This is a genomic window from Pseudomonas sp. IT-P100, from assembly GCF_949767185.1.
GTDB lineage: Bacteria > Pseudomonadota > Gammaproteobacteria > Pseudomonadales > Pseudomonadaceae > Aquipseudomonas > Aquipseudomonas fluorescens_B.
Genome location: NZ_CATKQK010000055.1, coordinates 123,650 through 148,868 on the forward strand (window position 1 = coordinate 123,650; position 25,219 = coordinate 148,868).

23 protein-coding genes are annotated in these 25,219 nt (G+C 59.7%); 17 read left to right on the forward strand and 6 right to left on the reverse strand.

Translation table 11 applies throughout. From position 1 onward, the window contains the following. Positions 1-92: 92 nt before the first annotated feature. The 17 genes from ACM6IQ_RS24520 (at position 93) to ACM6IQ_RS24600 (ending at position 19,006) form a co-directional block, all read left to right on the forward strand. Positions 93-854 carry a secretin N-terminal domain-containing protein gene (locus tag ACM6IQ_RS24520; protein ID WP_414880072.1) on the forward strand — a complete coding sequence of 254 codons (762 nt, stop codon included), beginning with the start codon at positions 93-95 and terminating at the stop codon, positions 852-854. A 501-nt stretch (positions 855-1,355) separates the two neighbouring features. Then, positions 1,356-2,681, forward strand: coding sequence for an isocitrate lyase (gene aceA, locus ACM6IQ_RS24525; RefSeq protein WP_008032724.1), 1,326 nt, complete (start codon positions 1,356-1,358; stop codon positions 2,679-2,681). A 546-nt stretch (positions 2,682-3,227) separates the two neighbouring features. Then, positions 3,228-3,641, forward strand: a complete 414-nt coding sequence (locus ACM6IQ_RS24530) for an NADH-quinone oxidoreductase subunit A (protein ID WP_003223812.1) — start codon at positions 3,228-3,230, stop codon at positions 3,639-3,641. 10 nt (positions 3,642-3,651) lie between these two features. Beyond that, positions 3,652-4,326, forward strand: coding sequence for a NuoB/complex I 20 kDa subunit family protein (locus ACM6IQ_RS24535; RefSeq protein ID WP_007946424.1), 675 nt, complete (start codon positions 3,652-3,654; stop codon positions 4,324-4,326). Between the two features lie 72 nt (positions 4,327-4,398). Next, complete coding sequence (gene nuoC / locus ACM6IQ_RS24540; RefSeq protein WP_017339603.1) at positions 4,399-6,183, forward strand: NADH-quinone oxidoreductase subunit C/D; 1,785 nt, start codon at positions 4,399-4,401, stop codon at positions 6,181-6,183. A gap of 2 nt (positions 6,184-6,185) precedes the next feature. After that, on the forward strand, positions 6,186-6,683 hold the full coding sequence (gene nuoE, locus ACM6IQ_RS24545; RefSeq protein ID WP_007946422.1) for an NADH-quinone oxidoreductase subunit NuoE: 498 nt from the start codon (positions 6,186-6,188) through the stop codon (positions 6,681-6,683). Next, a complete protein-coding gene (gene nuoF / locus ACM6IQ_RS24550) occupies positions 6,680-8,035 on the forward strand; it encodes an NADH-quinone oxidoreductase subunit NuoF (protein WP_017339604.1) in 1,356 nt (451 codons plus the stop codon). Before nuoE ends, nuoF begins: the two co-directional genes overlap by 4 nt. A 137-nt stretch (positions 8,036-8,172) precedes the next feature. Continuing rightward, on the forward strand, positions 8,173-10,887 hold the full coding sequence (gene nuoG / locus ACM6IQ_RS24555; protein WP_414880073.1) for an NADH-quinone oxidoreductase subunit NuoG: 2,715 nt from the start codon (positions 8,173-8,175) through the stop codon (positions 10,885-10,887). Then, a complete protein-coding gene (gene nuoH / locus ACM6IQ_RS24560; RefSeq protein ID WP_017339606.1) occupies positions 10,884-11,891 on the forward strand; it encodes an NADH-quinone oxidoreductase subunit NuoH in 1,008 nt (335 codons plus the stop codon). The genes nuoG and nuoH overlap by 4 nt, the downstream gene beginning before the upstream one ends. Positions 11,892-11,903: 12 nt before the next feature. Beyond that, the gene (gene nuoI / locus ACM6IQ_RS24565; RefSeq protein WP_007946418.1) at positions 11,904-12,449 is read left to right on the forward strand and encodes an NADH-quinone oxidoreductase subunit NuoI; all 546 of its coding nucleotides are present in this window, start codon (positions 11,904-11,906) and stop codon (positions 12,447-12,449) included. Positions 12,450-12,458: 9 nt separating this feature from the next. Next, positions 12,459-12,962, forward strand: a complete 504-nt coding sequence (gene nuoJ / locus ACM6IQ_RS24570) for an NADH-quinone oxidoreductase subunit J (protein WP_084321326.1) — start codon at positions 12,459-12,461, stop codon at positions 12,960-12,962. A 2-nt stretch (positions 12,963-12,964) separates the two neighbouring features. Beyond that, positions 12,965-13,273, forward strand: a complete 309-nt coding sequence (gene nuoK / locus ACM6IQ_RS24575) for an NADH-quinone oxidoreductase subunit NuoK (protein WP_007946416.1) — start codon at positions 12,965-12,967, stop codon at positions 13,271-13,273. Then, positions 13,270-15,123: an NADH-quinone oxidoreductase subunit L gene (nuoL, locus tag ACM6IQ_RS24580; protein ID WP_017339608.1), complete on the forward strand. Its 1,854-nt coding sequence runs from the start codon at positions 13,270-13,272 to the stop codon at positions 15,121-15,123. The genes nuoK and nuoL overlap by 4 nt, the downstream gene beginning before the upstream one ends. A gap of 40 nt (positions 15,124-15,163) precedes the next feature. Then, positions 15,164-16,696, forward strand: a complete 1,533-nt coding sequence (nuoM, locus tag ACM6IQ_RS24585; RefSeq protein WP_017339609.1) for an NADH-quinone oxidoreductase subunit M — start codon at positions 15,164-15,166, stop codon at positions 16,694-16,696. A gap of 7 nt (positions 16,697-16,703) precedes the next feature. Beyond that, positions 16,704-18,167 (forward strand): NADH-quinone oxidoreductase subunit NuoN, encoded by a 1,464-nt coding sequence (gene nuoN / locus ACM6IQ_RS24590; protein ID WP_017339610.1) that lies wholly within the window; start codon positions 16,704-16,706, stop codon positions 18,165-18,167. Positions 18,168-18,332: 165 nt separating this feature from the next. Next, on the forward strand, positions 18,333-18,632 hold the full coding sequence (locus ACM6IQ_RS24595; protein ID WP_414880132.1) for a type II toxin-antitoxin system Phd/YefM family antitoxin: 300 nt from the start codon (positions 18,333-18,335) through the stop codon (positions 18,630-18,632). Continuing rightward, the gene (locus ACM6IQ_RS24600; protein WP_414880074.1) at positions 18,629-19,006 is read left to right on the forward strand and encodes a type II toxin-antitoxin system VapC family toxin; all 378 of its coding nucleotides are present in this window, start codon (positions 18,629-18,631) and stop codon (positions 19,004-19,006) included. The genes ACM6IQ_RS24595 and ACM6IQ_RS24600 overlap by 4 nt, the downstream gene beginning before the upstream one ends. Before the next feature lie 129 nt (positions 19,007-19,135). On the opposite strand, the gene ACM6IQ_RS24605 is transcribed toward ACM6IQ_RS24600, so the two are convergent. Genes ACM6IQ_RS24605 through ACM6IQ_RS24630 form a run of 6 tightly spaced genes read right to left on the reverse strand, consistent with a single transcriptional unit; the run spans position 19,136 to position 25,072 of the window. Next, a complete protein-coding gene (locus ACM6IQ_RS24605) occupies positions 19,136-20,878 on the reverse strand; it encodes an extracellular solute-binding protein (protein ID WP_017339613.1) in 1,743 nt (580 codons plus the stop codon). A 47-nt stretch (positions 20,879-20,925) separates the two neighbouring features. Then, positions 20,926-21,198, reverse strand: coding sequence for a DUF2160 domain-containing protein (locus tag ACM6IQ_RS24610; RefSeq protein ID WP_031319023.1), 273 nt, complete (start codon positions 21,196-21,198; stop codon positions 20,926-20,928). A 10-nt stretch (positions 21,199-21,208) separates the two neighbouring features. Then, positions 21,209-22,009: a carbohydrate ABC transporter permease gene (locus tag ACM6IQ_RS24615; protein ID WP_017339615.1), complete on the reverse strand. Its 801-nt coding sequence runs from the start codon at positions 22,007-22,009 to the stop codon at positions 21,209-21,211. 8 nt (positions 22,010-22,017) lie between these two features. After that, on the reverse strand, positions 22,018-22,884 hold the full coding sequence (locus ACM6IQ_RS24620; protein WP_008032762.1) for a carbohydrate ABC transporter permease: 867 nt from the start codon (positions 22,882-22,884) through the stop codon (positions 22,018-22,020). Continuing rightward, on the reverse strand, positions 22,881-23,978 hold the full coding sequence (locus ACM6IQ_RS24625; RefSeq protein WP_017339616.1) for an ABC transporter ATP-binding protein: 1,098 nt from the start codon (positions 23,976-23,978) through the stop codon (positions 22,881-22,883). Before ACM6IQ_RS24625 ends, ACM6IQ_RS24620 begins: the two co-directional genes overlap by 4 nt. Beyond that, positions 23,978-25,072 carry an ABC transporter ATP-binding protein gene (locus ACM6IQ_RS24630; protein ID WP_017339617.1) on the reverse strand — a complete coding sequence of 365 codons (1,095 nt, stop codon included), beginning with the start codon at positions 25,070-25,072 and terminating at the stop codon, positions 23,978-23,980. Before ACM6IQ_RS24630 ends, ACM6IQ_RS24625 begins: the two co-directional genes overlap by 1 nt. Positions 25,073-25,219: the final 147 nt, after the last annotated feature.

A 25,219-nucleotide genomic window follows, 5' to 3' on the forward strand; every position in this document is an offset into this window, starting at 1 on the left:
TCGGGGCGTTTTGCTGTCTACGATTCAACTTGCCCCACGGCGGGCCGACAAACTGGCAAACTCAAGACATCAAGAAGTCGGAGATAACGGATATGTCCCTACGCACCCTGCTCACCACGCTGCTGTTGACCTGCAGTTTTTCGGTCATGGCCGCCACCGAGATCGTGCCGTTGAACTACCACACCAGCGCCGACATGCTGCCGATGGCCCAGGATTTCATCGGCAAGGATGGCCAGGTCAGCGCCTATGGCAACCAACTGATCGTCAATGCCGATCAACGCAAGATCGACGAACTTAAAGCCCTTGTTGCCCAACTCGATACTCAGCCAAAGCGCCTGCTGATTACCGTCGATACCAACGAAAACAACTTCCAGGGCGACCAGGGTTATTCAGTCAATGGCGCCAAACCGAGCCAGACCCGAATCATCAATCGCAGCACCGAAAGCCGTGACGGCGGCATTCAGCAAGTCCAGGCCAGCGAAGGCTCACCGGCACTGATCCAGGTCGGACAAAGCGTACCGCTGACCAGCACGCAGATCGATTCCTACGGCGACCCGCGCAGCCAGACCGAATACCGCAACGTCACCCAGGGTTTCTACGTTACCGCGAGCGTCACCGGCGACATCGTTCACCTGTCGATCAGTACCAACCGTGACCGCATGAGCCAGGAACGTCCCGATGTAGTGAATGTGCAAAGCACCGACACAACCGTCACCGGACGCCTGGGCGAATGGATCACCCTGGCCGGCGTGAACCGCCAGACTCAGGCCGACAAACAAGGCCTGACCCGCAGCTACTCGACCCAGGGCCGGGATGACATGACCCTGCGGGTGAAAGTCGATACTTTGGACTAAACCACCGAAAACTGACTGATTAGTCGTATTAGACCAAAGATGTAGTGCTTGAAAAAAAGCACTACAAAACGTTTGACGAGCCAAAAAAGCAAAGGCATGATGGCCTCGCTCCCGCTAATCAGGGGCCCTGGCAAGGGCCTTCGAAGCGATGCTCGCATCTACCCCGCGAGCCGTTTCGTGTCTGTACCGCCCACAAGGTGTGTTTGACGAGGTTGCCGACTGGAACGAAGTTGTCCCGAGGGACGGAAGCGTATTTAGGTAAACCCGGCATCACACTGAAGTTCGTATAGAGGCCCACGACGCCCGAATGCGCCCGCCAGTCCGCCCTTACCTGCTCACTTCCCCTCGAGCCCATCGTTCATCCTGTCGCCAATCCCGCCAAATATCCCTTGACCGCCTAAGCTTCTGGTCAGCGAGCTGCCTCATGCGCCCCTTTGAAATTGCGTGTTCGGCTGGAGCAGGAATTTTCCACCCAAGACCTATGCGACGAGGTTTATCTCCATGGCACTGACACGCGAACAGCAAATTGCAGCCCTCGAAAAAGACTGGGCTGAAAACCCACGCTGGAAAGGCGTGACACGCGCTTACTCCGCTGCTGACGTCGTCCGCCTGCGTGGCTCGGTTCAACCTGAGCACACCTTTGCAAAATTGGGCGCCGAGAAGCTTTGGAACCTGGTTACCCAGGGCGCCAAGCCGTCCTTCCGTCCTGAGAAAGATTTCGTCAACTGCATGGGCGCCCTGACCGGCGGCCAGGCTGTACAACAAGTCAAAGCCGGTATCCAGGCGATCTACCTGTCGGGCTGGCAAGTCGCGGCGGACAACAACTCCGCCGAATCGATGTACCCGGACCAGTCGCTGTACCCGGTGGATTCGGTTCCAACCGTGGTCAAGCGCATCAACAACTCGTTCCGTCGTGCTGACCAGATCCAGTGGAAAGCCGGTAAAGGCCCGGGCGACGAAGGCTACATCGACTACTTCGCTCCAATCGTGGCAGACGCTGAAGCCGGTTTCGGCGGCGTACTGAACGCTTACGAGCTGATGAAGAGCATGATCGAAGCAGGCGCCGCCGGCGTTCACTTCGAAGACCAACTGGCTTCCGTGAAAAAATGCGGCCACATGGGCGGCAAGGTACTGGTTCCTACCCAGGAAGCTGTGCAGAAGCTGACCGCCGCTCGTCTGGCAGCTGACGTTGCCGGCACGCCGACCATCATCCTGGCTCGTACCGACGCCAACGCGGCTGACCTGCTGACGTCCGATTGCGACCCGTACGACCAGCCATTCGTGACTGGCGAACGTACTCAGGAAGGCTTCTACAAAGTGCGCGCCGGCCTCGACCAGGCGATCGCTCGCGGCCTGGCTTACGCGCCGTACGCCGACCTGATCTGGTGTGAAACCGCCAAGCCGGATCTGGACGAGGCTCGTCGCTTCGCTGAAGCGATCAAAAAGGAATACCCGGACCAACTGCTGTCGTACAACTGCTCGCCTTCCTTCAACTGGAAGAAAAACCTGGACGACGCGACCATCGCCAAGTTCCAGCGCGAATTGTCCGCCATGGGTTACAAGCACCAGTTCATCACCCTGGCCGGCATTCACAACATGTGGCACAGCATGTTCAACCTGGCGCACGACTACGCCCGCAACGACATGACTGCCTACGTGAAACTGCAAGAGCAGGAATTCGCTGACGCCGCCAAGGGTTACACCTTCGTGGCTCACCAGCAGGAAGTGGGCACCGGCTACTTCGACGACATGACCACCGTGATCCAGGGTGGCTCGTCTTCGGTTACCGCGCTGACCGGTTCGACTGAAGAAGAACAGTTCCACTGATCTGACTCACCGAAACAAACGGCCGTTGCGGACCGAATAAAAGCTAACCGCAACGCCGCACATCTGACGCCCCGACTGGTTCGGGGCGTTTTTTTGCCTGTGATTTTTCACCGGCCCTGCAAAACCCTGCAGGAGTCCGGACAAAAAACCTTGATCCAGAGCATTCTCACGATCAGGAAAACACGGTAAAACGACCCTGCCCGCTACTTGCAGTAACGCGCATATAAGACAACTTTCCGGCCACCCACCCGCTAAACACTTTAAAAACCAAGCCAAACAATATTGATTATCATTTAGCTGCAACTATGTTCGTTACATTCCCTACAAAACAATATTGATGAAAACCCTGCTAATGCCCGCAACGCATGGGCTGCGTGGGTTGGGAGGCTTGCTATGTCCTTATTCCGCTAAATAATTTCGCTATCTGAATTTTACTTGCACGGTGTTGTGCCATAAAATCAGCGGGATTGATTGCTGCGACATATCGTCACTGCTTTGTTTCTTTTCAAGCTCAGAGACCTTTGCTCTCTGTTAAGGATTACCAGCATGCCCGAAGCGACAGGACTCATGGCCCACAACTGGGGCTTTGCCATTTTCCTTCTGGGCGTTGTCGGCCTGTGCGCCTTCATGCTCGGCGTCTCCAGCCTCCTCGGGTCAAAAGCCTGGGGCCGCAGCAAAAACGAACCGTTCGAGTCCGGCATGCTACCTACAGGTGGCGCCCGCTTGCGGCTCTCAGCCAAATTCTATCTGGTCGCGATGCTCTTCGTGATCTTCGATATCGAAGCCCTCTTTCTCTTTGCCTGGTCTGTGTCCGTCCGCGAAAGCGGCTGGACCGGATTCGTCGAAGCTCTCGTTTTCATAGCAATTCTGTTGGCAGGTCTTGTCTACCTGTTCCGAGTGGGCGCCCTTGACTGGGCTCCGGAAGCTCGTCGCAAGCGGCAGGCGAAGCTGAAACAATGAGGCTTTGGCAATGCAATACAATCTCACCAGGATCGACCCCGATGCTCCTAACGAGCAGTATCCGATTGGCGAACGGGAAACCGTTTCCGATCCGTTAGAAGATCAAGTCCACAAAAACATCTTCATGGGCAAGCTCGAAGACGTGCTTAACGGCACGATCAACTGGGGGCGCAAGAACTCCCTGTGGCCGTATAACTTCGGTCTTTCGTGCTGCTACGTGGAAATGACCACCGCCTTCACGGCGCCCCACGACATCGCGCGCTTTGGCGCCGAGGTTATCCGGGCATCGCCGCGCCAGGCGGATTTCATGGTTATCGCCGGTACCTGCTTCATCAAGATGGCGCCGATCATCCAGCGTCTCTACGAGCAAATGCTCGAACCTAAATGGGTAATTTCCATGGGTTCGTGCGCCAACTCCGGTGGCATGTACGACATCTACTCTGTCGTTCAAGGGGTGGACAAGTTCCTGCCCGTGGACGTCTACGTGCCTGGCTGCCCGCCCCGTCCTGAAGCTTTTCTGCAAGGCTTGATGCTCTTGCAGGAGTCGATTGGACAGGAGCGTCGTCCGCTTTCCTGGGTCGTTGGTGATCAAGGCGTTTACCGCGCCGAGATGCCTTCCGAGAAGGAAAAGCGCCGCGAACAGCGAATCGCAGTCACCAACCTGCGCAGCCCCGACGAAGTCTGATCCAGATCTGCTTCTTTAATAGAACGAGACACTGGCTTCATTCTTTACGTTGACCGAAAGCGATAAATAACCATGACTACAGGCAGTGCTCTGTACATCCCGCCTTACAAGGCAGACGACCAGGATGTGGTCGTCGAACTGAACAACCGTTTTGGCCCCGAGGCATTCACCGCCCAGCCTACCCGCACCGGCATGCCGGTGCTTTGGGTTGCCCGCGCCAGACTCGTCGAAGTCCTGACCTTCCTGCGCAACCTGCCCAAGCCGTACGTCATGCTCTATGACCTGCACGGCGTGGACGAGCGTCTGCGCACAAAGCGTCAAGGGCTGCCAAGCGGCGCCGACTTCACTGTGTTCTATCACCTGATGTCGATCGAACGTAACAGTGACGTGATGATCAAGGTCGCCTTGTCCGAGAGCGACCTCAGCGTACCGACCGTCACCGGCATCTGGCCGAATGCCAACTGGTACGAACGTGAAGTCTGGGACATGTACGGCATCGACTTCAAAGGTCACCCGCACCTGACCCGCATCATGATGCCGCCGACCTGGGAAGGTCACCCGCTGCGCAAGGACTTCCCGGCCCGTGCCACCGAGTTCGACCCGTTCAGCCTGACCCTGGCCAAGCAACAGCTTGAGGAAGAGGCCGCGCGCTTCAAGCCTGAAGACTGGGGCATGAAGCGTTCCGGTGCGAACGAGGACTACATGTTCCTCAACCTCGGCCCGAACCACCCTTCTGCCCACGGTGCGTTCCGCATCATCCTGCAGCTGGACGGCGAAGAGATCGTCGACTGCGTGCCGGACGTCGGTTACCACCACCGTGGTGCCGAGAAGATGGCCGAGCGTCAGTCCTGGCACAGTTTCATCCCGTACACCGACCGTATCGACTACCTCGGCGGCGTGATGAACAACCTGCCCTACGTGCTCTCGGTCGAGAAGCTCGCCGGTATCAAGGTGCCCGAGAAGGTCGACGTCATCCGCATCATGATGGCCGAGTTCTTCCGGATCACCAGCCACCTGCTGTTCCTGGGGACTTACATCCAGGACGTCGGCGCCATGACCCCGGTATTCTTCACCTTCACCGACCGTCAGAAGGCGTACACGGTGATCGAAGCCATCACCGGTTTCCGTCTGCACCCGGCCTGGTATCGCATTGGTGGCGTCGCCCACGACCTGCCGCGCGGCTGGGAAAAACTGGTGAAGGATTTCGTCGAGTGGATGCCAAAGCGTCTGGACGAATACCAGAAAGCCGCGCTGGACAACAGCATCCTCAAAGGCCGGACCATCGGCGTCGCCGCCTACAACACCAAAGAGGCCTTCGAATGGGGCGTCACCGGTGCAGGCCTGCGTTCGACCGGTTGCGACTTCGACCTGCGTAAAGCCCGCCCGTATTCCGGGTACGAGAACTTCGAATTCGAAGTGCCACTGGCCGCCAATGGCGATGCCTACGATCGTTGCATCGTGCGTGTCGAAGAAATGCGCCAGAGCATCAAGATCATCGAGCAGTGCATGCGCAACATGCCGGAAGGCCCGTACAAGGCGGATCACCCGCTGACTACCCCGCCGCCGAAAGAACGCACGCTGCAACACATCGAGACCCTGATCACGCACTTCCTGCAAGTTTCGTGGGGCCCGGTCATGCCGGCCAACGAATCCTTCCAGATGATCGAAGCGACCAAGGGCATCAACAGTTATTACCTGACGAGCGATGGCGGCACCATGAGCTACCGCACCCGGATTCGCACCCCAAGCTTCCCGCACCTGCAGCAGATCCCTTCGGTGATCAAAGGCAGCATGGTCGCGGACTTGATCGCGTACCTGGGTAGTATCGATTTCGTTATGGCCGACGTGGACCGCTAAGCATGAACAGCACGCTTATCCAGACAGACCGTTTCACCTTGAGTGAAACCGAGCGCTCGGCCATCGAGCACGAGTTGCATCACTACGAAGACCCGCGCGCGGCGTCGATCGAAGCCCTGAAGATCGTCCAGAAGGAACGTGGCTGGGTGCCTGATGGCGCGCTCTACGCCATCGGCGAGATCCTCGGCATCCCGGCGAGCGACGTTGAAGGCGTGGCCACTTTCTATAGCCAGATCTTCCGTCAGCCGGTCGGCCGTCACATCATTCGCGTCTGCGACAGCATGGTCTGCTACATCGGCGGCCACGAGTCCGTGGTCAGCGAAATCCAGAGCAATCTGGGTATCGGCCTGGGTCAGACCACCGCCGACGGTCGCTTCACCTTGCTGCCGGTCTGCTGCCTCGGCAACTGCGACAAGGCCCCGGCGTTGATGATCGACGACGACACTTTCGGTGATGTGCAGCCTGCCGGCGTTGCCAAATTGCTCGAGGGCTACGTATGACCCTGACTTCCTTCGGTCCTGCCAACCGCATCAAGCGTTCGGCCGAGACTCACCCGCTGACCTGGCGTCTGCGTGACGACGGCGAAGCCGTATGGCTCGACGAGTACCAGGCCAAGAACGGTTACGCCGCTGCACGCAAGGCCTTCGCCGACATGGCTCAGGACGACATCGTCCAGACCGTGAAAGACGCCGGCCTCAAGGGTCGCGGCGGTGCAGGCTTCCCCACTGGCGTTAAGTGGGGCCTGATGCCAAAAGACGAATCCATCAACATCCGCTACCTGCTGTGCAACGCGGATGAAATGGAGCCGAACACCTGGAAAGACCGCATGCTGATGGAGCAACTGCCCCATCTGCTGATCGAAGGCATGCTGATCAGTGCCCGCGCGCTGAAAACCTACCGTGGCTACATCTTCCTGCGTGGCGAATACACCACCGCCGCCAAGCACCTCAACCGTGCCGTGGAAGAAGCCAAGGCAGCCGGCCTGCTGGGCAAGAACATCCTGGGCAGCGGCTTCGATTTCGAGCTGTTCGTCCACACCGGCGCCGGGCGTTACATCTGCGGTGAAGAAACCGCACTGATCAACTCCCTTGAAGGCCGCCGCGCCAACCCGCGCTCCAAGCCGCCCTTCCCTGCCGCCGTTGGCGTGTGGGGCAAGCCGACATGCGTGAACAACGTTGAAACCCTGTGCAACGTCCCGGCGATCATTGCCGACGGCGTGGACTGGTACAAATCGTTGGCCCGCGAAGGCAGTGAAGACATGGGCACCAAGCTCATGGGCTTCTCCGGCAAGGTCAAGAACCCTGGCCTGTGGGAATTGCCGTTCGGCGTCACCGGTCGTGAGTTGTTTGAAGACTACGCCGGCGGCATGCGCGACGGTTACAAGCTCAAGTGCTGGCAGCCAGGCGGCGCCGGTACCGGTTTCCTGTTGCCGGAACACCTTGACGCACAAATGTACGCCGGCGGTATCGCCAAGGTGGGCACCCGCATGGGTACCGGCCTGGCCATGGCGGTGGACGACAGCGTCAACATGGTTTCCCTGCTGCGCAACATGGAAGAGTTCTTCTCCCGTGAGTCGTGCGGTTTCTGCACCCCGTGCCGTGACGGTTTGCCGTGGAGCGTCAAGCTGCTGCGTGCGATCGAGAACGGCGAAGGGCAAGCCGGCGATATCGAGACCCTGTTGGGTCTGGTCGGCTTCCTCGGCCCGGGCAAGACCTTCTGCGCTCACGCACCGGGCGCCGTGGAGCCGTTGGGCAGCGCAATCAAATACTTCCGCCATGAGTTCGAAGCCGGCATCGCGCCTACCAGCGCCGTCGTCCCGCCTCTGGCCAGGCCGATCGTAGTCGGCGCGTAAACGCTTAAAAAAGCGAAGGGTCCGTGCCCTTCGCTTTGTCGTGTGATGACGCCGCAAGCGGCTGAGTTGATTCATGCGAATAACAAGATTCCATTAGCCACGCCCGCTGACACCGGGCCAACGAAGAACTTTGAACCATGGCCACTATCCACGTAGACGGCAAAGAGCTCGAAGTCGATGGGGCAGACAACCTGTTACAGGCGTGTCTGTCGCTAGGCCTCGATATCCCTTATTTCTGCTGGCACCCAGCCCTAGGCAGCGTTGGCGCTTGCCGCCAGTGTGCGGTCAAGCAGTACACCGACGAGAACGACAAGCGTGGTCGGATCGTCATGTCCTGCATGACGCCCGCCACCGACGGCAGCTGGATCTCCATCGACGACGAAGAAGCGAAAGTATTCCGCGCCAGCGTCGTTGAATGGCTGATGACCAACCACCCTCACGACTGCCCGGTCTGTGAGGAAGGCGGCCACTGCCACCTGCAAGACATGACGGTGATGACCGGCCACAACGAGCGCCGTTATCGCTTCACCAAGCGTACTCACCAGAACCAGCAACTGGGCCCGTTCATTTCCCACGAGATGAACCGCTGCATCGCTTGCTACCGCTGCGTGCGCTTCTACAAGGACTACGCCGGCGGCACCGACCTCGGTGTGTTCGGCGCCCACGACAACGTGTACTTCGGTCGCGTTGAAGACGGCACCCTGGAAAGCGAGTTCTCCGGCAACCTCACCGAGGTCTGCCCGACCGGTGTGTTCACCGACAAGACTCACTCCGAGCGCTACAACCGCAAGTGGGACATGCAGTTCTCGCCGAGCATCTGCCATGGCTGCTCCAGCGGTTGCAACATTTCCCCGGGCGAGCGCTACGGTGAACTGCGTCGTATCGAAAACCGCTTCAACGGTTCGGTCAACCAGTACTTCCTGTGCGACCGTGGCCGTTTCGGCTATGGCTACGTCAACCGCGAAGACCGCCCGCGTCAGCCTCTGCTGGCCAACGGCACCAAGCTGAGCCTCGACGAAGCGCTGGATAAAGCCGCTGACCTGCTGCGCGGTCGCAACATCGTCGGTATCGGTTCGCCCCGCGCCAGCCTCGAAAGCAACCACGCGTTGCGCGAGCTGGTCGGCGCCGAGCACTTCTACTCCGGTATCGAAGCCTCCGAGCTGGAACGCATTCGCCTGGTCATGCAGGTGCTGAAAGACAGCCCGCTGCCGATCCCGAACATGCGCGACATCGAAGACCACGATGCGATTTTCGTCCTCGGTGAAGACCTGACCCAGACCGCAGCCCGTATGGCGCTGTCCCTGCGTCAATCGGTCAAGGGCAAGGCCGAAGACATGGCCGACGCCATGCGCGTTCAGCCTTGGCTCGACGCTGCGGTGAAGAACATCGGTCAGCACGAACTGAACCCGCTGTTCATCGCCAGCCTGGCTGAAACCAAGCTCGACGACATCGCTGAAGAATGCGTTCACGCCGCTCCGGACGACCTGGCCCGCATCGGTTTCGCCGTGGCTCACGCCCTCGACGCCAGCGCTCCGGCGGTTGAAGGCCTGGACTCTGAAGCCCTCGACCTGGCCAAGCGCATTGCCGACGCCCTACTCGCGGCCAAGCGTCCGCTGATCATCGCCGGCACCTCGCTGGGTTCCAAGGCGCTGATCGAAGCCGCCGCGAACATCGCCAAAGCCTTGAAGCTGCGCGAGAAGAACGGCTCCATCAGCCTGATCGTGCCTGAGGCCAACAGCCTCGGCCTGGCCATGCTCGGTGGCGATTCGGTCGACGACGCGCTGCAGGCAGTGATCGATGGCAAGGCCGACGCCATCGTCGTGCTGGAAAACGATCTGTACACCCGTACCGACAAAGCCAAGGTTGATGCCGCACTGACCGCTGCGAAAGTGGTAATCGTCGCGGACCATCAGAAGACCGCCACCAGCGATCGCGCGCACCTGGTGCTGCCAGCCGCCAGCTTCGCTGAAGGCGACGGTACGCTGGTCAGCCAGGAAGGTCGCGCCCAGCGCTTCTTCCAGGTCTTCGACCCGAAATACATGGACGCGAGCATCCTGGTTCACGAAGGCTGGCGCTGGCTGCATGCCCTGCGCGCCACCCTGCTGAACCAGCCGATCGACTGGACCCAGCTGGACCACGTCACCGCTGCCGTCGCTTCGAGCACGCCGCAACTGGCGCGTATCGTTGATGCCGCACCGTCCGCCGCGTTCCGCATCAAGGGCATGAAACTGGCCCGCGAACCGCTGCGTTACTCGGGTCGTACGGCCATGCGCGCAGACATCAGCGTGCACGAACCGCGTACCCCGCAAGACAACGACACCGCGTTCAACTTCTCGATGGAAGGTTACTCGGGCTCGGCCGAACCGCGTCAGCAAGTGCCATTTGCCTGGTCTCCGGGCTGGAACTCGCCGCAAGCCTGGAACAAGTTCCAGGACGAAGTCGGTGGCCACATCCGCGCTGGCGACCCGGGCACCCGCCTGATCGAAAGCAGCGGTGACTCGCTGAACTGGTTCGCCGCTGTCCCGCGCGCATTCAACCCGGCGCCGGGCACCTGGCAGGTCGTGCCGTTCTTCCACCTGCTCGGCAGCGAAGAGAACTCTTCGAAAGCCGCACCGGTTCAGGAACGCATTCCGGCTGCCTACGTGGCGCTGGCCAAGTCCGAAGCCGACCGTCTGGGTGTCAACGACGGTGCCATGCTGAGCTTGAACGTCGCTGGCCAGACCTTGCGTCTGCCACTGCGCATCAACGAAGAGCTGGGTGCCGGTCTGGTTGCATTGCCGGCCGGTATCGCCGGCATTCCGCCCGCGATCTTTGGCAAATCCGTTGATGGTCTGCAGGAGGCAGCGCTATGACTTGGTTCACTCCTGAAGTGATCGGTGTGATCATCTCGGTCATCCAGGCCATCGTGATTCTGCTCGCCGTAGTGGTCTGCGGCGCGCTGTTGAGCTGGGTCGAGCGTCGTTTGCTCGCCCTCTGGCAGGACCGTTACGGTCCGAACCGCGTCGGCCCGTTCGGCGCGTTCCAGATCGCAGCGGACATGATCAAGATGTTCTTCAAGGAAGACTGGACGCCACCGTTCGCCGACAAGATGATCTTCACCCTGGCACCGGTCGTGGCCATGAGCGCCCTGCTGATTGCCTTCGCGATCATCCCGATCACCCCGACCTGGGGTGTGGCGGACCTGAACATTGGCATCCTGTTCTTCTTCGCCATGGCCGGTCTGTCGGTCTACGCGGTGCTGTTCGCCGGCTGGTCGAGCAACAACAAGTTCGCCCTGCTGGGCAGCTTGCGGGCTTCGGCACAAACCGTGTCGTACGAAGTGTTCATGGGCCTGTCGCTGATGGGCATCGTGATCCAGGTCGGCTCGTTCAACATGCGCGACATCGTTGATTATCAAGCCCAGAACCTGTGGTTCATCATTCCGCAGATCTTCGGTTTCCTGACCTTCTTCATCGCCGGCGTCGCCGTGACTCACCGTCACCCGTTCGACCAGCCGGAAGCGGAGCAGGAACTGGCCGACGGTTACCACATTGAATACGCCGGCATGAAATGGGGCATGTTCTTCGTCGGCGAGTACATCGGTATCGTGCTGATTTCGGCGCTGCTGGTGACCTTGTTCTTCGGTGGCTGGCACGGTCCGTTCGGCATTCTGCCGCAGATCCCGTTCATCTGGTTCGCGCTGAAAACCGCGTTCTTCATCATGATCTTCATCCTGCTGCGCGCCTCGATTCCGCGCCCACGGTATGACCAAGTGATGGATTTCAGCTGGAAGTTCTGCCTGCCGCTGACCCTCGTCAACATGCTGGTGACCGCTGCGATCGTGTTGCTCAACACGCCCGCCGTCGCGGCTCAGTGAGGATAGAGAATCATGAAGTACATATTTGACATCGTGCATGGCTTCTTCACCCAGCTTCGCAGCCTGGTGATGATCTTCGGCCATGCCTTCCGCAAGCGCGACACGCTGCAGTACCCGGAAGAAGCCGTGTACCTGCCGCCGCGCTACCGTGGCCGTATCGTCCTGACCCGCGACCCCGATGGTGAAGAGCGTTGTGTAGCCTGCAACCTGTGCGCCGTGGCGTGCCCGGTCGGCTGCATCTCGCTGCAGAAAGCTGAAACCGAAGACGGTCGCTGGTACCCGGACTTCTTCCGCATCAACTTCTCGCGCTGCATTTTCTGCGGCCTCTGCGAGGAAGCCTGCCCGACCACCGCGATCCAGCTGACACCGGATTTCGAGATGGCCGAGTTCAAACGTCAGGACCTGGTTTACGAGAAAGAAGATCTGCTGATCTCCGGCCCCGGCAAAAACCCTGATTACAACTTCTATCGTGTTGCAGGTATGGCGATTGCCGGGAAGCCGAAAGGCTCCGCGCAGAATGAAGCCCAGCCGATCAACGTGAAGAGCTTGCTGCCTTAAGGAAGAAAGATGGAATTCGCTTTCTATTTCGCATCGGGTATCGCTGTGGTGTCCACGCTTCGCGTGATCACCCACACCAACCCTGTGCACGCCCTGCTCTACCTGATCATTTCGCTGATCGCCGTGGCCATGACGTTTTTCGCCCTCGGCGCACCGTTTGCCGGTGTTCTGGAAGTGATTGCCTACGCTGGCGCCATCATGGTGCTGTTCGTGTTCGTGGTGATGATGCTGAACCTGGGCCCGGCCTCGGTTCAGCAAGAGCGCGTCTGGCTCAAGCCCGGCATCTGGCTCGGCCCGGTGATTCTCGGCACCCTGCTGCTGGTTGAACTGCTGTACGTGCTGTTCTCCCATCAGAGCGGCCAGGCCATCGGCCACACCACCGTAGACGCCAAGGCCGTGGGCATCAGCCTGTTCGGTCCTTATCTGCTGGTGGTCGAACTCGCCTCGATGCTGCTGCTCGCCGCAGCCGTCACGGCGTTCCACTTGGGCCGCAACGAAGCCAAGGAGCAATGACGATGCCTGCTATCCCTATGGAGCATGGTCTGGCGGTCGCCGGCATCCTGTTCTGCCTCGGTCTGGTTGGCCTGATGGTCCGCCGCAACATTTTGTTTGTGTTGATGAGTCTTGAAGTGATGATGAATGCCTCTGCACTGGCCTTCATCGTTGCCGGTAGCCGCTGGGCGCAGCCGGATGGACAGATCATGTTCATCCTGGTGATCAGCCTGGCAGCCGCCGAGGCCAGTATTGGCCTGGCGATTCTGCTGCAGCTGTATCGCCGCTTCCACACTCTCGATATCGACGCTGCCAGCGAGATGCGCGGATGAATCTTCTCTATCTGACTTTCGTATTCCCTCTCATAGGTTTCCTGCTGCTGTCGTTCTCCCGTGGACGCCTCTCGGAAAACCTGTCTGCCCTGATCGGCGTCGGTTCCATCGGCTTGTCCGCCATCGTCACGGCCTACGTGATCTGGCAATTCAACGTCGCGCCACCTGAAGGCGGTCACTACACCCTGGTGTTGTGGCAGTGGATGGCGGTGGAAGGCTTCACGCCGAACTTCGCGCTGTACCTGGACGGCCTGTCCGTGACCATGCTCGGTGTGGTCGTCGGCGTCGGCTTCCTGATCCACCTGTTCGCGTCCTGGTACATGCGCGGTGAAGCCGGTTACTCGCGCTTCTTCGCCTACACCAACCTGTTTATCGCCAGCATGCTGTTCCTGGTGCTGGGCGATAACCTGTTGTTCCTGTACTTCGGCTGGGAAGGCGTGGGCCTGTGCTCGTACCTGTTGATCGGTTTCTACTACAGCAACCGCAACAACGGTAACGCCGCACTCAAAGCCTTTATCGTGACCCGCATCGGCGACGTGTTCATGGCCATCGGCCTGTTCATCCTGTTCGCGCAACTGGGCACGCTGAACGTCCAGGAACTGCTGGTGCTGGCACCGCAGAAATTCCAGGCCGGCGACTTCTGGATGGTCATGGCCACCCTGATGCTGCTGGGCGGCGCTGTCGGTAAATCCGCGCAACTGCCGCTGCAAACCTGGCTGGCGGATGCGATGGCCGGTCCTACCCCGGTTTCGGCACTGATCCACGCCGCGACCATGGTGACCGCCGGTGTCTACCTGATCGCCCGTACCCACGGTCTGTTCACCCTGGCGCCGGAGATCCTGCACCTGGTCGGCGTCGTCGGCGGCGTGACCCTGGTCCTCGCCGGTTTTGCCGCACTGGTCCAGACCGACATCAAACGTATCCTCGCCTACTCGACCATGAGCCAGATCGGCTACATGTTCCTGGCGCTGGGCGTCGGTGCCTGGGATGGCGCGATCTTCCACCTGATGACCCACGCGTTCTTCAAGGCCCTGCTGTTCCTTGCCTCCGGTGCGGTGATCGTTGCCTGCCACCACGAGCAGAACATCTTCAAGATGGGCGGCCTGTGGAAGAAACTGCCACTGGCCTACGCCAGCTTCATCGTCGGCGGCGCGGCCCTCGCGGCCTTGCCACTGGTGACCGCAGGTTTCTATTCCAAGGACGAAATCCTTTGGGAAGCGTTCGCCAGCGGCAACAACGGTCTGCTGTACGCCGGTCTGGTCGGTGCGTTCATGACGTCGCTGTACACCTTCCGCCTGATCTTCATCGCGTTCCACGGTGAAGCGAAGACCGAAGCGCACGCCGGCCACGGCATCGCTCACTGGCTGCCACTGTCGGTGCTGATCGTATTGTCCACCGCCATTGGCGCGATGATCGTTCCGCCGCTGCACGGTGTACTGCCGCAAAGCGTCGGCCACGCCGGCGGCGAAGCCAAGCACAGTCTGGAAATCGCTTCGGGCGCCATTGCCCTGGCCGGTATCCTGCTGGCCGCGCTGCTGTTCCTCGGCAAGCGTCGTTTCGTTACTGCAATCGCCAACAGCGGCATCGGCCGCTTCCTTTCGGCCTGGTGGTTCGCTGCCTGGGGCTTCGACTGGATCTACGACAAACTGTTCGTCAAGCCATACCTTGCGATCAGCCACGTACTGCGCAAAGACCCGCTCGACCAGACCATCGGTCTGATCCCGCGTATGGCCAAAGGCGGTCACACCGCCCTGAGCCGTACCGAAACCGGTCAACTGCGTTGGTACGCGGCCTCGATGGCAGCCGGCTCCGTGCTGGTCATCGGCGCCATCGTGCTGGTAGCGGTCTGAATATGAACCTTGCGAACTTGCGAAAGGAATTGAGCCCGTCATGATTCTGCCTTGGCTAATCCTGATCCCCTTTATCGGCGGCCTGCTGTGCTGGATGGGTGAGCGCTTCGGCGCTACCCTCCCCCGCTGGATTGCGCTGATCACCATGTCCCTGTTGCTCTCCCTCGGCCTCTGGCTGTGGGCCACCGGTGACTATTCATTTGCACCAAAGCCCGGCGCCGATCCGACCTGGGCGCTTGAGTTCAAGCACATCTGGATCGAACGCTTCGGCATCAGCGTGCACCTGGCCCTCGACGGCCTGTCGCTGCTGATGATCATGCTGACCGGTCTGCTGGGCGTACTCTCGGTCCTCTGCTCGTGGAAAGAAATCCAACGTCACGTTGGCTTCTTCCACCTGAACCTGATGTGGATCCTGGGCGGTGTCGTTGGCGTGTTCCTCGCCCTCGACCTGTTCATGTTCTTCTTCTTCTGGGAAATGATGCTGGTGCCGATGTACTTCCTCATCGCGCTCTGGGGTCACAGTTCTTCGGACGGCAAGAAAACCCGGATCTACGCGGCGACCAAGTTCTTCATCTTCACTCAGGCTTCCGGCTTGATCATGCTGGTGGCGATCCTCGGTCTGGTTCTGGTCAACTTCAACGACACCGGCGTGATTACGTTCAACTACGCCGACCTGTTGAAAACCAAGATGTCGCTGACCACCGAGTACATCCTGATGCTCGGCTTCTTCATCGCCTTCGCGGTGAAGCTGCCTGTGGTGCCGTTCCACTCCTGGTTGCCTGACGCTCACGCCCAGGCGCCAACCGCGGGTTCGGTTGACCTCGCCGGTATCTTGCTGAAAACCGCTGCCTACGGTCTGCTGCGTTTCGCCCTGCCGCTGTTCCCGAATGCCTCGGCCGAGTTCGCGCCGATCGCCATGACCCTCGGTCTGATCGGGATCTTCTACGGCGCGTTCCTGGCTTTCGCACAAACCGACATCAAGCGTCTGATCGCCTTCTCGTCCGTTTCCCACATGGGCTTCGTACTGATCGGCATCTACTCCGGCAGCCAACTGGCGTTGCAGGGCGCGGTGATGCAAATGCTGGCGCACGGTCTGTCGGCCGCGGCACTGTTTATCCTGAGTGGTCAGCTGTACGAACGCACCCACACCCGCGACATGCGTGAAATGGGTGGCCTGTGGTCGAAGATCGCTTACCTGCCGGCCCTCAGCCTGTTCTTTGCAGCGGCGTCGCTGGGCTTGCCGGGTACCGGTAACTTCGTCGGCGAGTTCCTGATCCTGATCGGCACCTTCCCGGCTGCGCCTGTGGTCACCATCATCGCGACGTCGGGCCTGGTGTTCGGTTCGGTCTACTCGCTGATCATGATCCACCGTGCGTACTTCGGTCCGGCCAAATCGGACGCGGTACTGCATGGCATGGACGGTCGCGAAATGATCATGGTGGTCGGGCTTGCGGCGCTGCTGATTTACATCGGCGTGTACCCGCAACCGTTCCTCGATACCTCTGCTGCGACGATGCATGGCGTGCAGCAATGGCTCGGCACCGCCTTCACTCAACTCGCTTCGGCCCGGTAAGAGCGCTATGGAATTCACGACTCAACACTTTATCGCGCTAGCGCCGTTGTTGATCACCAGCGCCACGATCATCGTGGTGATGCTGGCGATCGCCTGGCGCCGCAACCACTCGCAGACCTTCCTGATTTCCGTGGCGGGTCTGAACCTGGCGCTGCTGTCGATCCTGCCAGCCCTGAAAGTCGCCCCACTGGCTGTGACTCCACTGCTGCAGATCGATAACTTCGCCTGCCTGTACATGGCGCTGATCCTGGTCGCCACCCTCGCCTGTGTGACCCTCGCCCACGCCTACCTCGGCGATGGTGGTTCGGGTTACCCGGGCAACCGCGAAGAACTGTACCTGCTGATCCTGATGGCCGCCGCCGGTGGCCTGGTTCTGGTCAGCGCGCAACACCTGGCCGGGTTGTTCATCGGTCTGGAACTGTTGTCGGTGCCGGTCTACGGTCTGGTGGCTTATGCCTTCTTCAACAAGCGTTCGCTGGAAGCCGGTATCAAGTACATGGTGTTGTCGGCCGCCGGCTCCGCGTTCCTGTTGTTCGGTATGGCCCTGCTCTACGCCGATTCCGGCAGCCTGAGCTTCGTCGGTATCGGCCAGGCCCTCGCGGCCACCGGCCTGCCAAGCTCGCTGGCGCAACTGGGCCTGGGCATGATGCTGATCGGCCTGGCGTTCAAACTGTCGCTGGTACCGTTCCACCTCTGGACCCCGGACGTTTACGAAGGTGCTCCGGCACCGGTGGCTGCGTTCCTGGCGACCGCGTCCAAAGTCGCGGTGTTCGCGGTGATGGTGCGTCTGTTCCAGATCTCGCCAGCGGCGAGCAGCGGCGTACTCAGCGACGTGCTGACCATCATCGCCATTGCCTCGATCCTGTTCGGTAACCTGCTGGCCCTGACCCAGAGCAACCTCAAGCGTCTGCTGGGTTACTCGTCCATCGCCCACTTCGGTTACCTGCTGATCGCCCTGGTGGCGAGCAAGGGTCTGGCCGTGGAAGCCATCGGCGTGTACCTGGTCACCTACGTGATCACCAGCCTCGGCGCGTTCGGCGTGATCACCCTGATGTCCTCGCCGTACAACGGCCGTGACGCCGATGCCCTGTACGAATACCGCGGCCTGTTCTGGCGCCGTCCGTACCTGACCGCCGTCCTCACCGTGATGATGCTGTCCCTGGCCGGTATCCCGCTGACCGCGGGCTTCATCGGCAAGTTCTACATCATCGCCACCGGTGTCGAGTCGCACCAGTGGTGGCTGGTCGGTTCCCTGGTACTGGGCAGCGCCATCGGCGTGTTCTACTACCTGCGCGTCATGGTCACCCTGTACCTGATCGAGCCAAACCTGCGTCGCCACGATGCGCAGCTGCACTGGGAACAACGTGCAGGCGGCGTGATGCTGCTGGCCATCGCCGCACTGGCGTTCTTCCTCGGTCTGTATCCGCAGCCGTTGCTGGTCCTGGTGCAACAATCGGGGTTGGCGGGTTGATCGCCTAGCGATACCCGGTAGAAAACAGAAACGGCACCTTCGGGTGCCGTTTTTGCGTTTGTGGGATTTGTTACCGCTGCCCTGCCCTCTCCCGACAATCCCCGAAAGCCCTCGCCGTATTACCGGCCTCGTCCTGCATCCAACATTGAGCAGTTGGCACGACGCATCTTTACCGCCTGCAAAAATTCTGGCTATGTTTATCCAGAATCTGAGGAGGAAGGAACCATGATCGTCGTTCCGTTAGCCGAAGCAAAAAATAATTTGTCCAAACTTGTCGACGACGCGGCAGCCGGCCAGACCATCACGATTTCCAAACATGGTCGCGCCCTTGCTCGACTGGTTCCCGTCGGGAAAACCTACGGACAGCGCATTGGAGCTATGAAGGGCAAACTTATACTTCCTCAAGACTTTGATGCTCCACTGCCCGACGAAATGCTGGATGCCTTTGAAGGAACTCACGAATGAGGGTTCTGCTCGATACCCATGTTCTGCTCTGGACCCTTAGCGATGATCCCAAGCTATCTGGTAAAGCCAGAAAGCTCATCGAAAGCGCCGCCGACATTTACATCAGTGCGGCGACCTTCTGGGAAATGGCGATCAAGGTCGGGCTTGGGAAACTTAACGTTGATCTGGATGAAATCCGCCAATACTGTCTCGAAAGCGGGTTCATCGAGTTACCGGTAACTTCGGAGCATGCCATTGCAGCAAAAGACCTGGAACATCACCATCGAGATCCATTCGATCGCCTGATTGTTGCAACGGCCCTTACTGAACCCATGAAACTCCTTACCGCTGACTCAGTTGTTGCTCAGTACACGGATATGGCTGTTTTGGTCTGATCGCTCCACTCTAATTAATGCGCTGCCTCTAATGCCCTCATCGCGAGCAGGCTGCTCGCGACAGCGGCGGGACAGGCACTAATAAAAACGGCACCTTTCGGTGCCGTTCGCCTTTCTCGGTTCTGCGGTTTACTTACGTGCGTCCGCCCACGACTTCAGCAGTTCGTTGTAGCTCACGGTTTCGCCCTTCGGCTTCTCGTTCGCCAGTTTCGGTTTCGGTGCACCCGGTTGATCGAACCAGTATTGCGCATCGCGCTCGGGGTTCATTTTCGGGGCGCAGGTGGCTTGGGCCTTGGAGCGTTCCAGACGGGACATGATTGCGTCCTGGTCCTTGGCCAGACCGTCGAGCGCCTGTTGCGGGGTTTTGTCGCCGCTGGCGGCTTCGGCGATGTGGCTCCACCACAATTGCGCCAAACGCGGATAGTCCGGCACGTTGGTCCCGGTCGGGGTCCATTGCACGCGGGCCGGGCTGCGGTAGAACTCGACCAGGCCACCAAGTTTCGGCGCCAGATCGGTCATCGCTTGGGAGTTGATGTCCGACTCGCGAATCGGTGTCAGGCCGACAATGGTTTTCTTCAGCGACACGGTTTTCGACGTCACGAACTGCGCATAGAGCCAGGCCGCCAGTTTCTGCTTCTCAGGCGTGGATTTCATGAACGTCCAGGAACCCACGTCCTGATACCCCAGCTTCATGCCCTCTTCCCAATACGGACCGCGTGGCGAAGGTGCCATGCGCCATTTCGGTGTGCCATCGGCGTTCACCACCGGCAGACCCGGTTTGGTCATGTCAGCCGTGAATGCGGTGTACCAGAAGATCTGCTGGGCGATGTTGCCTTGGGACGGTACCGGGCCGGACTCGGAGAAGGTCATGCCAGCCGCTTCCGGTGGCGCGTAGGCCTTGAGCCAGTCGACGTATTTGGTGGTTGCAAAGACCGCCGCCGGGCCATTGGTGTCGCCACCGCGCGTCACGCTGGAACCGACCGGGTGGCAATCCTCGACGCGGATACCCCATTCGTCCACCGGCAAACCGTTGGGCAATCCCTTGTCGCCGCCACCCGCCATGGAGAACCAGGCATCGGTGAAACGCCAGCCCAGTGACGGGTCTTTCTTGCCGTAGTCCATGTGCCCGTAGACCCGCTTGCCGTCGATTTCCTTGACGTCTTCGCTGAAGAACTTGGCGATGTCTTCATAGGCTGACCAGTTCACCGGCACGCCCAGTTCGTAACCGTACTTTTCCTTGAATTTGGCTTTAAGGTCCGCACGCTCGAACCAGTCGGCGCGGAACCAATAGAGGTTGGCGAACTGTTGGTCGGGCAGTTGATAGAGCTTGCCGTCGGGAGCGGTGGTGAAGGAAAGGCCGATAAAATCCTTGAGGTCCAGGGTCGGCGAAGTGAAGTTCTTGCCTTCATTGGCCATCAGGTCGGTGATCGATTCCGTCTTGCCGTAGCGGAAGTGCGTACCGATCAGGTCCGAGTCATTGACCCAGCCGTCATAGATGCTCTTGTCTGACTGCATCACGGTCTGCAGCTTTTCCACCACGTCGCCTTCTTGCAGCAGGTCGTGGGTCACCTTGATCCCGGTGATCTCGGTAAAGGCCTTGGCCAGCACCTTGGACTCATATTCGTGAGTGGTCAGGGTTTCCGAGACAACCTTGATGTCCATCCCGCGAAACGGCTCGGCGGCCTTGATGAACCACTTCAGTTCCGCGAGCTGCTGATCTGCCGTCAGGGTGGACGGCTTGAACTCACTGCCAATCCATTTCTTCGCGGCGTCTTCATAGGCATCGGCCCAGGCCGAAGCGCTCAAACCGCTGAGTGCCAGCATGGCTGCCAATGAAATGCTATGTCGCAGCTTATTGTTTTTGTCGAACATAGAGACCTCCTTATTGGGTTTCGGAGCAACATTGCCGAGCGATTCGACTAGCCCCAACGCATCACAGCCAACAGCCACACCAGGGACAACGCGGACGCTACCCAGATGCTCCAGTCGGTGACGCCGATTACCAGCAAATGCAGGTAGGCGCTGCCGAGAAGACCGATAAACAGCCGATCGCCACGGGTGGTGGCAATCGGCAAGAAACCACGCCGAAGAATGCTCGGCGAACGCAATTCCCAGGTCGTCATGCCGACCAGGATCAAGGCAATGACACAGAAAAACGTTGCCGTCGGGACGGTCCAGCTCATCCATTCCATCATCAGTTCCTCATACCCGGCCCAGGGCAAAGCCCTTGGCCACGTGGTTACGGACAAACCAGATCACCAGCATGCCCGGCAGGATGGTCAACACCCCTGCCGCCGCCAGCACACCCCAATCGATACCGGATGCCGAGACGGTGCGCGTCATGACCGCCGCAATCGGCTTGGCATTCACCGACGTCAGCGTCCGCGCCAGCAGCAACTCGACCCAGGAAAACATGAAGCAGAAAAACGCCGTCACACCGATCCCCGAGCCAATCAGCGGCACAAAAATCTTCACGAAGAACTTGGGAAAACTGTAGCCATCAATGTAGGCGGTTTCGTCGATTTCTTTCGGAACGCCAGACATGAAGCCCTCGAGAATCCACACCGCCAACGGCACGTTGAACAGGCAATGCGCCAGTGCCACCGCGATGTGCGTGTCGAACAGACCGATCGAGGAATACAGCTGGAAGAACGGCAACAGAAACACCGCCGGCGGCGCCATGCGGTTGGTCAGCAGCCAGAAGAACAGGTGCTTGTCGCCCAGGAAGCGATACCGCGAGAACGCATACGCTGCCGGCAGCGCCACGCTCAGGGAGATCACCGTGTTCAGGCTCACGTAGTACAGCGAGTTGAGGTAACCGGTGTACCAGGCAGGATCAGTGAAGATCACCTTGTAGTTGGCGAAGGTGAAATCCTGCGGAAACAGGGTCAGGCCGCTGAGGATTTCGGTGTTGCTCTTGAACGACATGTTCAGCAGCCAGTAGATCGGCACCAGCAGGAACAGGATGTAGATCAGCAGCGGAATGAGCTTTCTTTTACTCATGGCAGACCTCAGCGGTTGGCGTCAGAGTGAGTCATGGCGGTGTAGAACAGCCAGGACACCAACAGGATGATCAGGAAGTACACCAGCGAGAAAGCTGCCGCCGGGCCGAGGTCGAACTGTCCGATGGCCATCTGCGTCAGGGTCTGGCTGAGGAAGGTCGTGGCATTCCCCGGCCCGCCGCCCGTGAGCACGAACGGCTCGGTGTAGATCATGAAACTGTCCATGAACCGCAGCATCACCGCGATCAACAGCACGCTCTTGAGCTTGGGCAACTGGATGTGTCGGAAAACTGCCCAGGCCGATGCCCGATCAATCCTCGCCGCCTGGTAGTACACGTCCGGAATCGCCCGCAGGCCTGAGAAACACAACAGCGCCACCAACGACGTCCAGTGCCAGACGTCCATCACCAGCACCGTGACCCAGGCGTCCATGGTGTTGGCCGCATAGTTATAGTTGATGCCCATCGCATTGAGGCTCGACCCGAGCAAACCAATGTCGGCCCGGCCGAAAATCTGCCAGATCGTCCCGACCACGTTCCACGGAATCAGCAGTGGAATCGCCAGGATGATCAGCACCAGCGACGACCAGCGGCCCTTGGTCGGCATGGTCAAGGCGATGGCAATGCCCAGCGGGATTTCGATCAGCAATACGCAGCCGGAATAGATGAACTGACGCAGCAGCGAGTCGTGCAGCCGTGGATCGAGCAGCACCTGCTTGTACCAGTCGGCACCGACGAAGTAGCGGCTGGACTGGTCGAAGATGTCCTGCACCGAATAGTTGACCACGGTCATCATCGGGATCACCGCACTGAACGCCACCAGCAAAAACACCGGCAGGACCAGCCACCAGGCCTTGTTGTTCTGCACCTTGTTCATGGCTGCACCTCCAGCAGGTAATCGTCGGCATAGACCATCAACCACTGCGCCGGGAAGCTGATGTACGCCGTGCCTTCCGGCACCGGTTTGTCTTCGGCCAGGCGCACTTTCAACGGCGCGCCGTCGAGGTTCAGGGTCATGATCTTGTAGGTGCCCAGGTCTTCAACGTGTACGACCTGTGCCTGCATCGCGTCATCAAACGGCTCGTCCCACACATGCACGAACTCCGGACGGATGCCGACTTTCAGGGTTTTCCACTCGGACTCGGCGATGCGTTGCAATTGCGCGTCAGACAAGGGCAAGTGCGTCGAGGCGAATCCGACGCCACCGGGTTGTGGCTGCACTTCGATCAGGTTCATCCCCGGGCTGCCGATGAAGTAGCCGACAAAGGTGTGGCTCGGCCGTTCGAACAACTCTCGCGGTGTACCGAATTGCACAATCTGCCCGCCGTACATCACCGCAATCTTGTCCGCGAAGGTCGAGGCTTCGAGCTGATCGTGGGTGACGTAGACCATGGTGATGTTGAACTGCTCGTGGATCTGCTTGAGCTTGCGCCGCAGCTTCCACTTCAGGTGCGGGTCGATCACCGTCAGCGGTTCATCGAACAGAATCGCCGAGACGTCATCACGCACCAATCCGCGGCCCATGGAAACTTTCTGTTTTTCGTCGGCGGTGAGGTTGCGCGCCTTCTTGCTCAGCAGCGCCTGGAGGTCGAGGACCTCGGCAATTTCCTGCACCTTGCTGTGAATTTTCGCTTCGGCCATGCCCTGATTGCGCAGTGGGAAGGCCAGGTTGTCGAACACCGTCATGGTGTCGTAAACCACCGGAAACTGAAAAACCTGAGCAATGTTGCGCTTCTCCGGGGTCAGGTCGTTGACCGCTTTACCGTCGAACAGGACGTGGCCCTGGGACGGACTGAGCAACCCGGAAATGATATTGAGCAAGGTCGACTTGCCGCAGCCCGAAGGCCCGAGCAAGGCATAAGCACCGCCCTGCTCCCAGACGTGGTCCATCTCGCGGATCGCGTAATCCTCGGGACCGCTCGGCGTACGGGTGTAACTGTGGGCGAGGTTCTGCAAACGGATTTCGGCCATCAGGCAACCCTCGCGATACGGCGGCCGGGCGCCTGGACCAGTCGTCCCTGCGCATCGAACACAAACAGTTTATGGGTCGGAATGTAGATGCGGATCGGTGCATCGACGTCGTATTCGTGAACCCCGGGCAAATGCAGCACCAGCAGGAAATGCTCGTTGCGCACGTGCAGGAAGGTTTCCGAACCGCTGATCTCGGCGACTTCGACGGTCACCGCCAGTTCGAGGTCATCGTCGTTGCTCGGCACCAGCGAGATATGGCTGGGGCGCACGCCGAAGCGGAACTCGCCCTCGCCCACCGGGCGCAAATCCACGTTCAACGGGAAGTGCACGAAGTTGGCGAAGCTGACTTCGTTACCGGCAATCCGTCCGGGCATCAGGTTGATTGGTGGCTCGGAGAACAATTCTGCCGCCAGCACGGTTTGCGGCTGGTGATAGACCTCCGCAGCCTTGCCGCTCTGGATCACCCGGCCTTCGTGAAGAATGGTCGTGGTGCCACCGAGCGCCAGCGCTTCGTTGGGTTCGGTGGTGGCGTAGATGGCGATGGTGTGGCGCGCCTTGAACAGCTCGCGCATTTCCTGACGCAGCTCTTCGCGCAGTTTGTAGTCGAGGTTGACCAGCGGCTCATCGAACAGGATCAGTTCGGCGTCCTTCACCAGCGCCCGGGCCATGGCCGTGCGCTGTTGCTGGCCACCGGAGAGTTCCAGCGGATAGCGCTGGAGAAACTTCTCGATGCGCAGCATCTTCGCCGTTTCCAGCACCTTGCTCTGGATCAGCTCGTTGGAAACACCGCCCTGGCGCAACGGCGATGCGATGTTCTCGAACACCGTCATGGTCGGGTAATTGATGAACTGCTGATAGACCATCGACACGTTGCGCAAGCGCACCGGGCGTTGGGTGACGTCGACGCCGTTCATCAGGATGCGGCCGCTGTCGGGCTTGTCCAGACCGGCCATCAGGCGCATGAGGCTGGTTTTGCCGGACAGCGTGCGGCCGAGCAAAACGTTGAAGGAACCGGGTTCGAAACTAAGGCACGCATCGTCGATCCAGGTCTGGCCCTCGACGGTGCGGCTGACGTGCTCCAGAGTGAGTGACATGGCTCGGCCTTTTTATTATTGGAGTCAAGCGACCGGAGCTACAGAGCGACTTTCGTGCCAGAAAATGCAAGTTGTTGATCTGGCTTGAAAATCCTTCAAAAAGCGAAAAAACAGGGTTCGTTGCTGAACAGAAATGAACAACCGCGA

What these genes read in the sequence shown, in the direction of transcription:
- ACM6IQ_RS24535 (WP_007946424.1), top strand. Translation starts at nt 3,652, where the DNA reads ATGCAATACAATCTCACCAGGATCGACCCCGATGCTCCTAACGAGCAG.
- ACM6IQ_RS24600 (WP_414880074.1), top strand. Translation starts at nt 18,629, where the DNA reads ATGAGGGTTCTGCTCGATACCCATGTTCTGCTCTGGACCCTTAGCGAT.
- nuoN (WP_017339610.1), top strand. Translation starts at nt 16,704, where the DNA reads ATGGAATTCACGACTCAACACTTTATCGCGCTAGCGCCGTTGTTGATC.
- nuoG (WP_414880073.1), top strand. Translation starts at nt 8,173, where the DNA reads ATGGCCACTATCCACGTAGACGGCAAAGAGCTCGAAGTCGATGGGGCA.
- nuoI (WP_007946418.1), top strand. Translation starts at nt 11,904, where the DNA reads ATGAAGTACATATTTGACATCGTGCATGGCTTCTTCACCCAGCTTCGC.
- nuoC (WP_017339603.1), top strand. Translation starts at nt 4,399, where the DNA reads ATGACTACAGGCAGTGCTCTGTACATCCCGCCTTACAAGGCAGACGAC.
- ACM6IQ_RS24625 (WP_017339616.1), bottom strand. Translation starts at nt 23,978, where the DNA reads ATGGCCGAAATCCGTTTGCAGAACCTCGCCCACAGTTACACCCGTACG.
- ACM6IQ_RS24520 (WP_414880072.1), top strand. Translation starts at nt 93, where the DNA reads ATGTCCCTACGCACCCTGCTCACCACGCTGCTGTTGACCTGCAGTTTT.
- nuoJ (WP_084321326.1), top strand. Translation starts at nt 12,459, where the DNA reads ATGGAATTCGCTTTCTATTTCGCATCGGGTATCGCTGTGGTGTCCACG.
- nuoF (WP_017339604.1), top strand. Translation starts at nt 6,680, where the DNA reads ATGACCCTGACTTCCTTCGGTCCTGCCAACCGCATCAAGCGTTCGGCC.
- aceA (WP_008032724.1), top strand. Translation starts at nt 1,356, where the DNA reads ATGGCACTGACACGCGAACAGCAAATTGCAGCCCTCGAAAAAGACTGG.
- nuoM (WP_017339609.1), top strand. Translation starts at nt 15,164, where the DNA reads ATGATTCTGCCTTGGCTAATCCTGATCCCCTTTATCGGCGGCCTGCTG.
- ACM6IQ_RS24610 (WP_031319023.1), bottom strand. Translation starts at nt 21,198, where the DNA reads ATGGAATGGATGAGCTGGACCGTCCCGACGGCAACGTTTTTCTGTGTC.
- ACM6IQ_RS24605 (WP_017339613.1), bottom strand. Translation starts at nt 20,878, where the DNA reads ATGTTCGACAAAAACAATAAGCTGCGACATAGCATTTCATTGGCAGCC.
- nuoK (WP_007946416.1), top strand. Translation starts at nt 12,965, where the DNA reads ATGCCTGCTATCCCTATGGAGCATGGTCTGGCGGTCGCCGGCATCCTG.
- ACM6IQ_RS24615 (WP_017339615.1), bottom strand. Translation starts at nt 22,009, where the DNA reads ATGAGTAAAAGAAAGCTCATTCCGCTGCTGATCTACATCCTGTTCCTG.
- nuoE (WP_007946422.1), top strand. Translation starts at nt 6,186, where the DNA reads ATGAACAGCACGCTTATCCAGACAGACCGTTTCACCTTGAGTGAAACC.
- nuoL (WP_017339608.1), top strand. Translation starts at nt 13,270, where the DNA reads ATGAATCTTCTCTATCTGACTTTCGTATTCCCTCTCATAGGTTTCCTG.
- ACM6IQ_RS24630 (WP_017339617.1), bottom strand. Translation starts at nt 25,072, where the DNA reads ATGTCACTCACTCTGGAGCACGTCAGCCGCACCGTCGAGGGCCAGACC.
- ACM6IQ_RS24620 (WP_008032762.1), bottom strand. Translation starts at nt 22,884, where the DNA reads ATGAACAAGGTGCAGAACAACAAGGCCTGGTGGCTGGTCCTGCCGGTG.
- ACM6IQ_RS24530 (WP_003223812.1), top strand. Translation starts at nt 3,228, where the DNA reads ATGCCCGAAGCGACAGGACTCATGGCCCACAACTGGGGCTTTGCCATT.
- nuoH (WP_017339606.1), top strand. Translation starts at nt 10,884, where the DNA reads ATGACTTGGTTCACTCCTGAAGTGATCGGTGTGATCATCTCGGTCATC.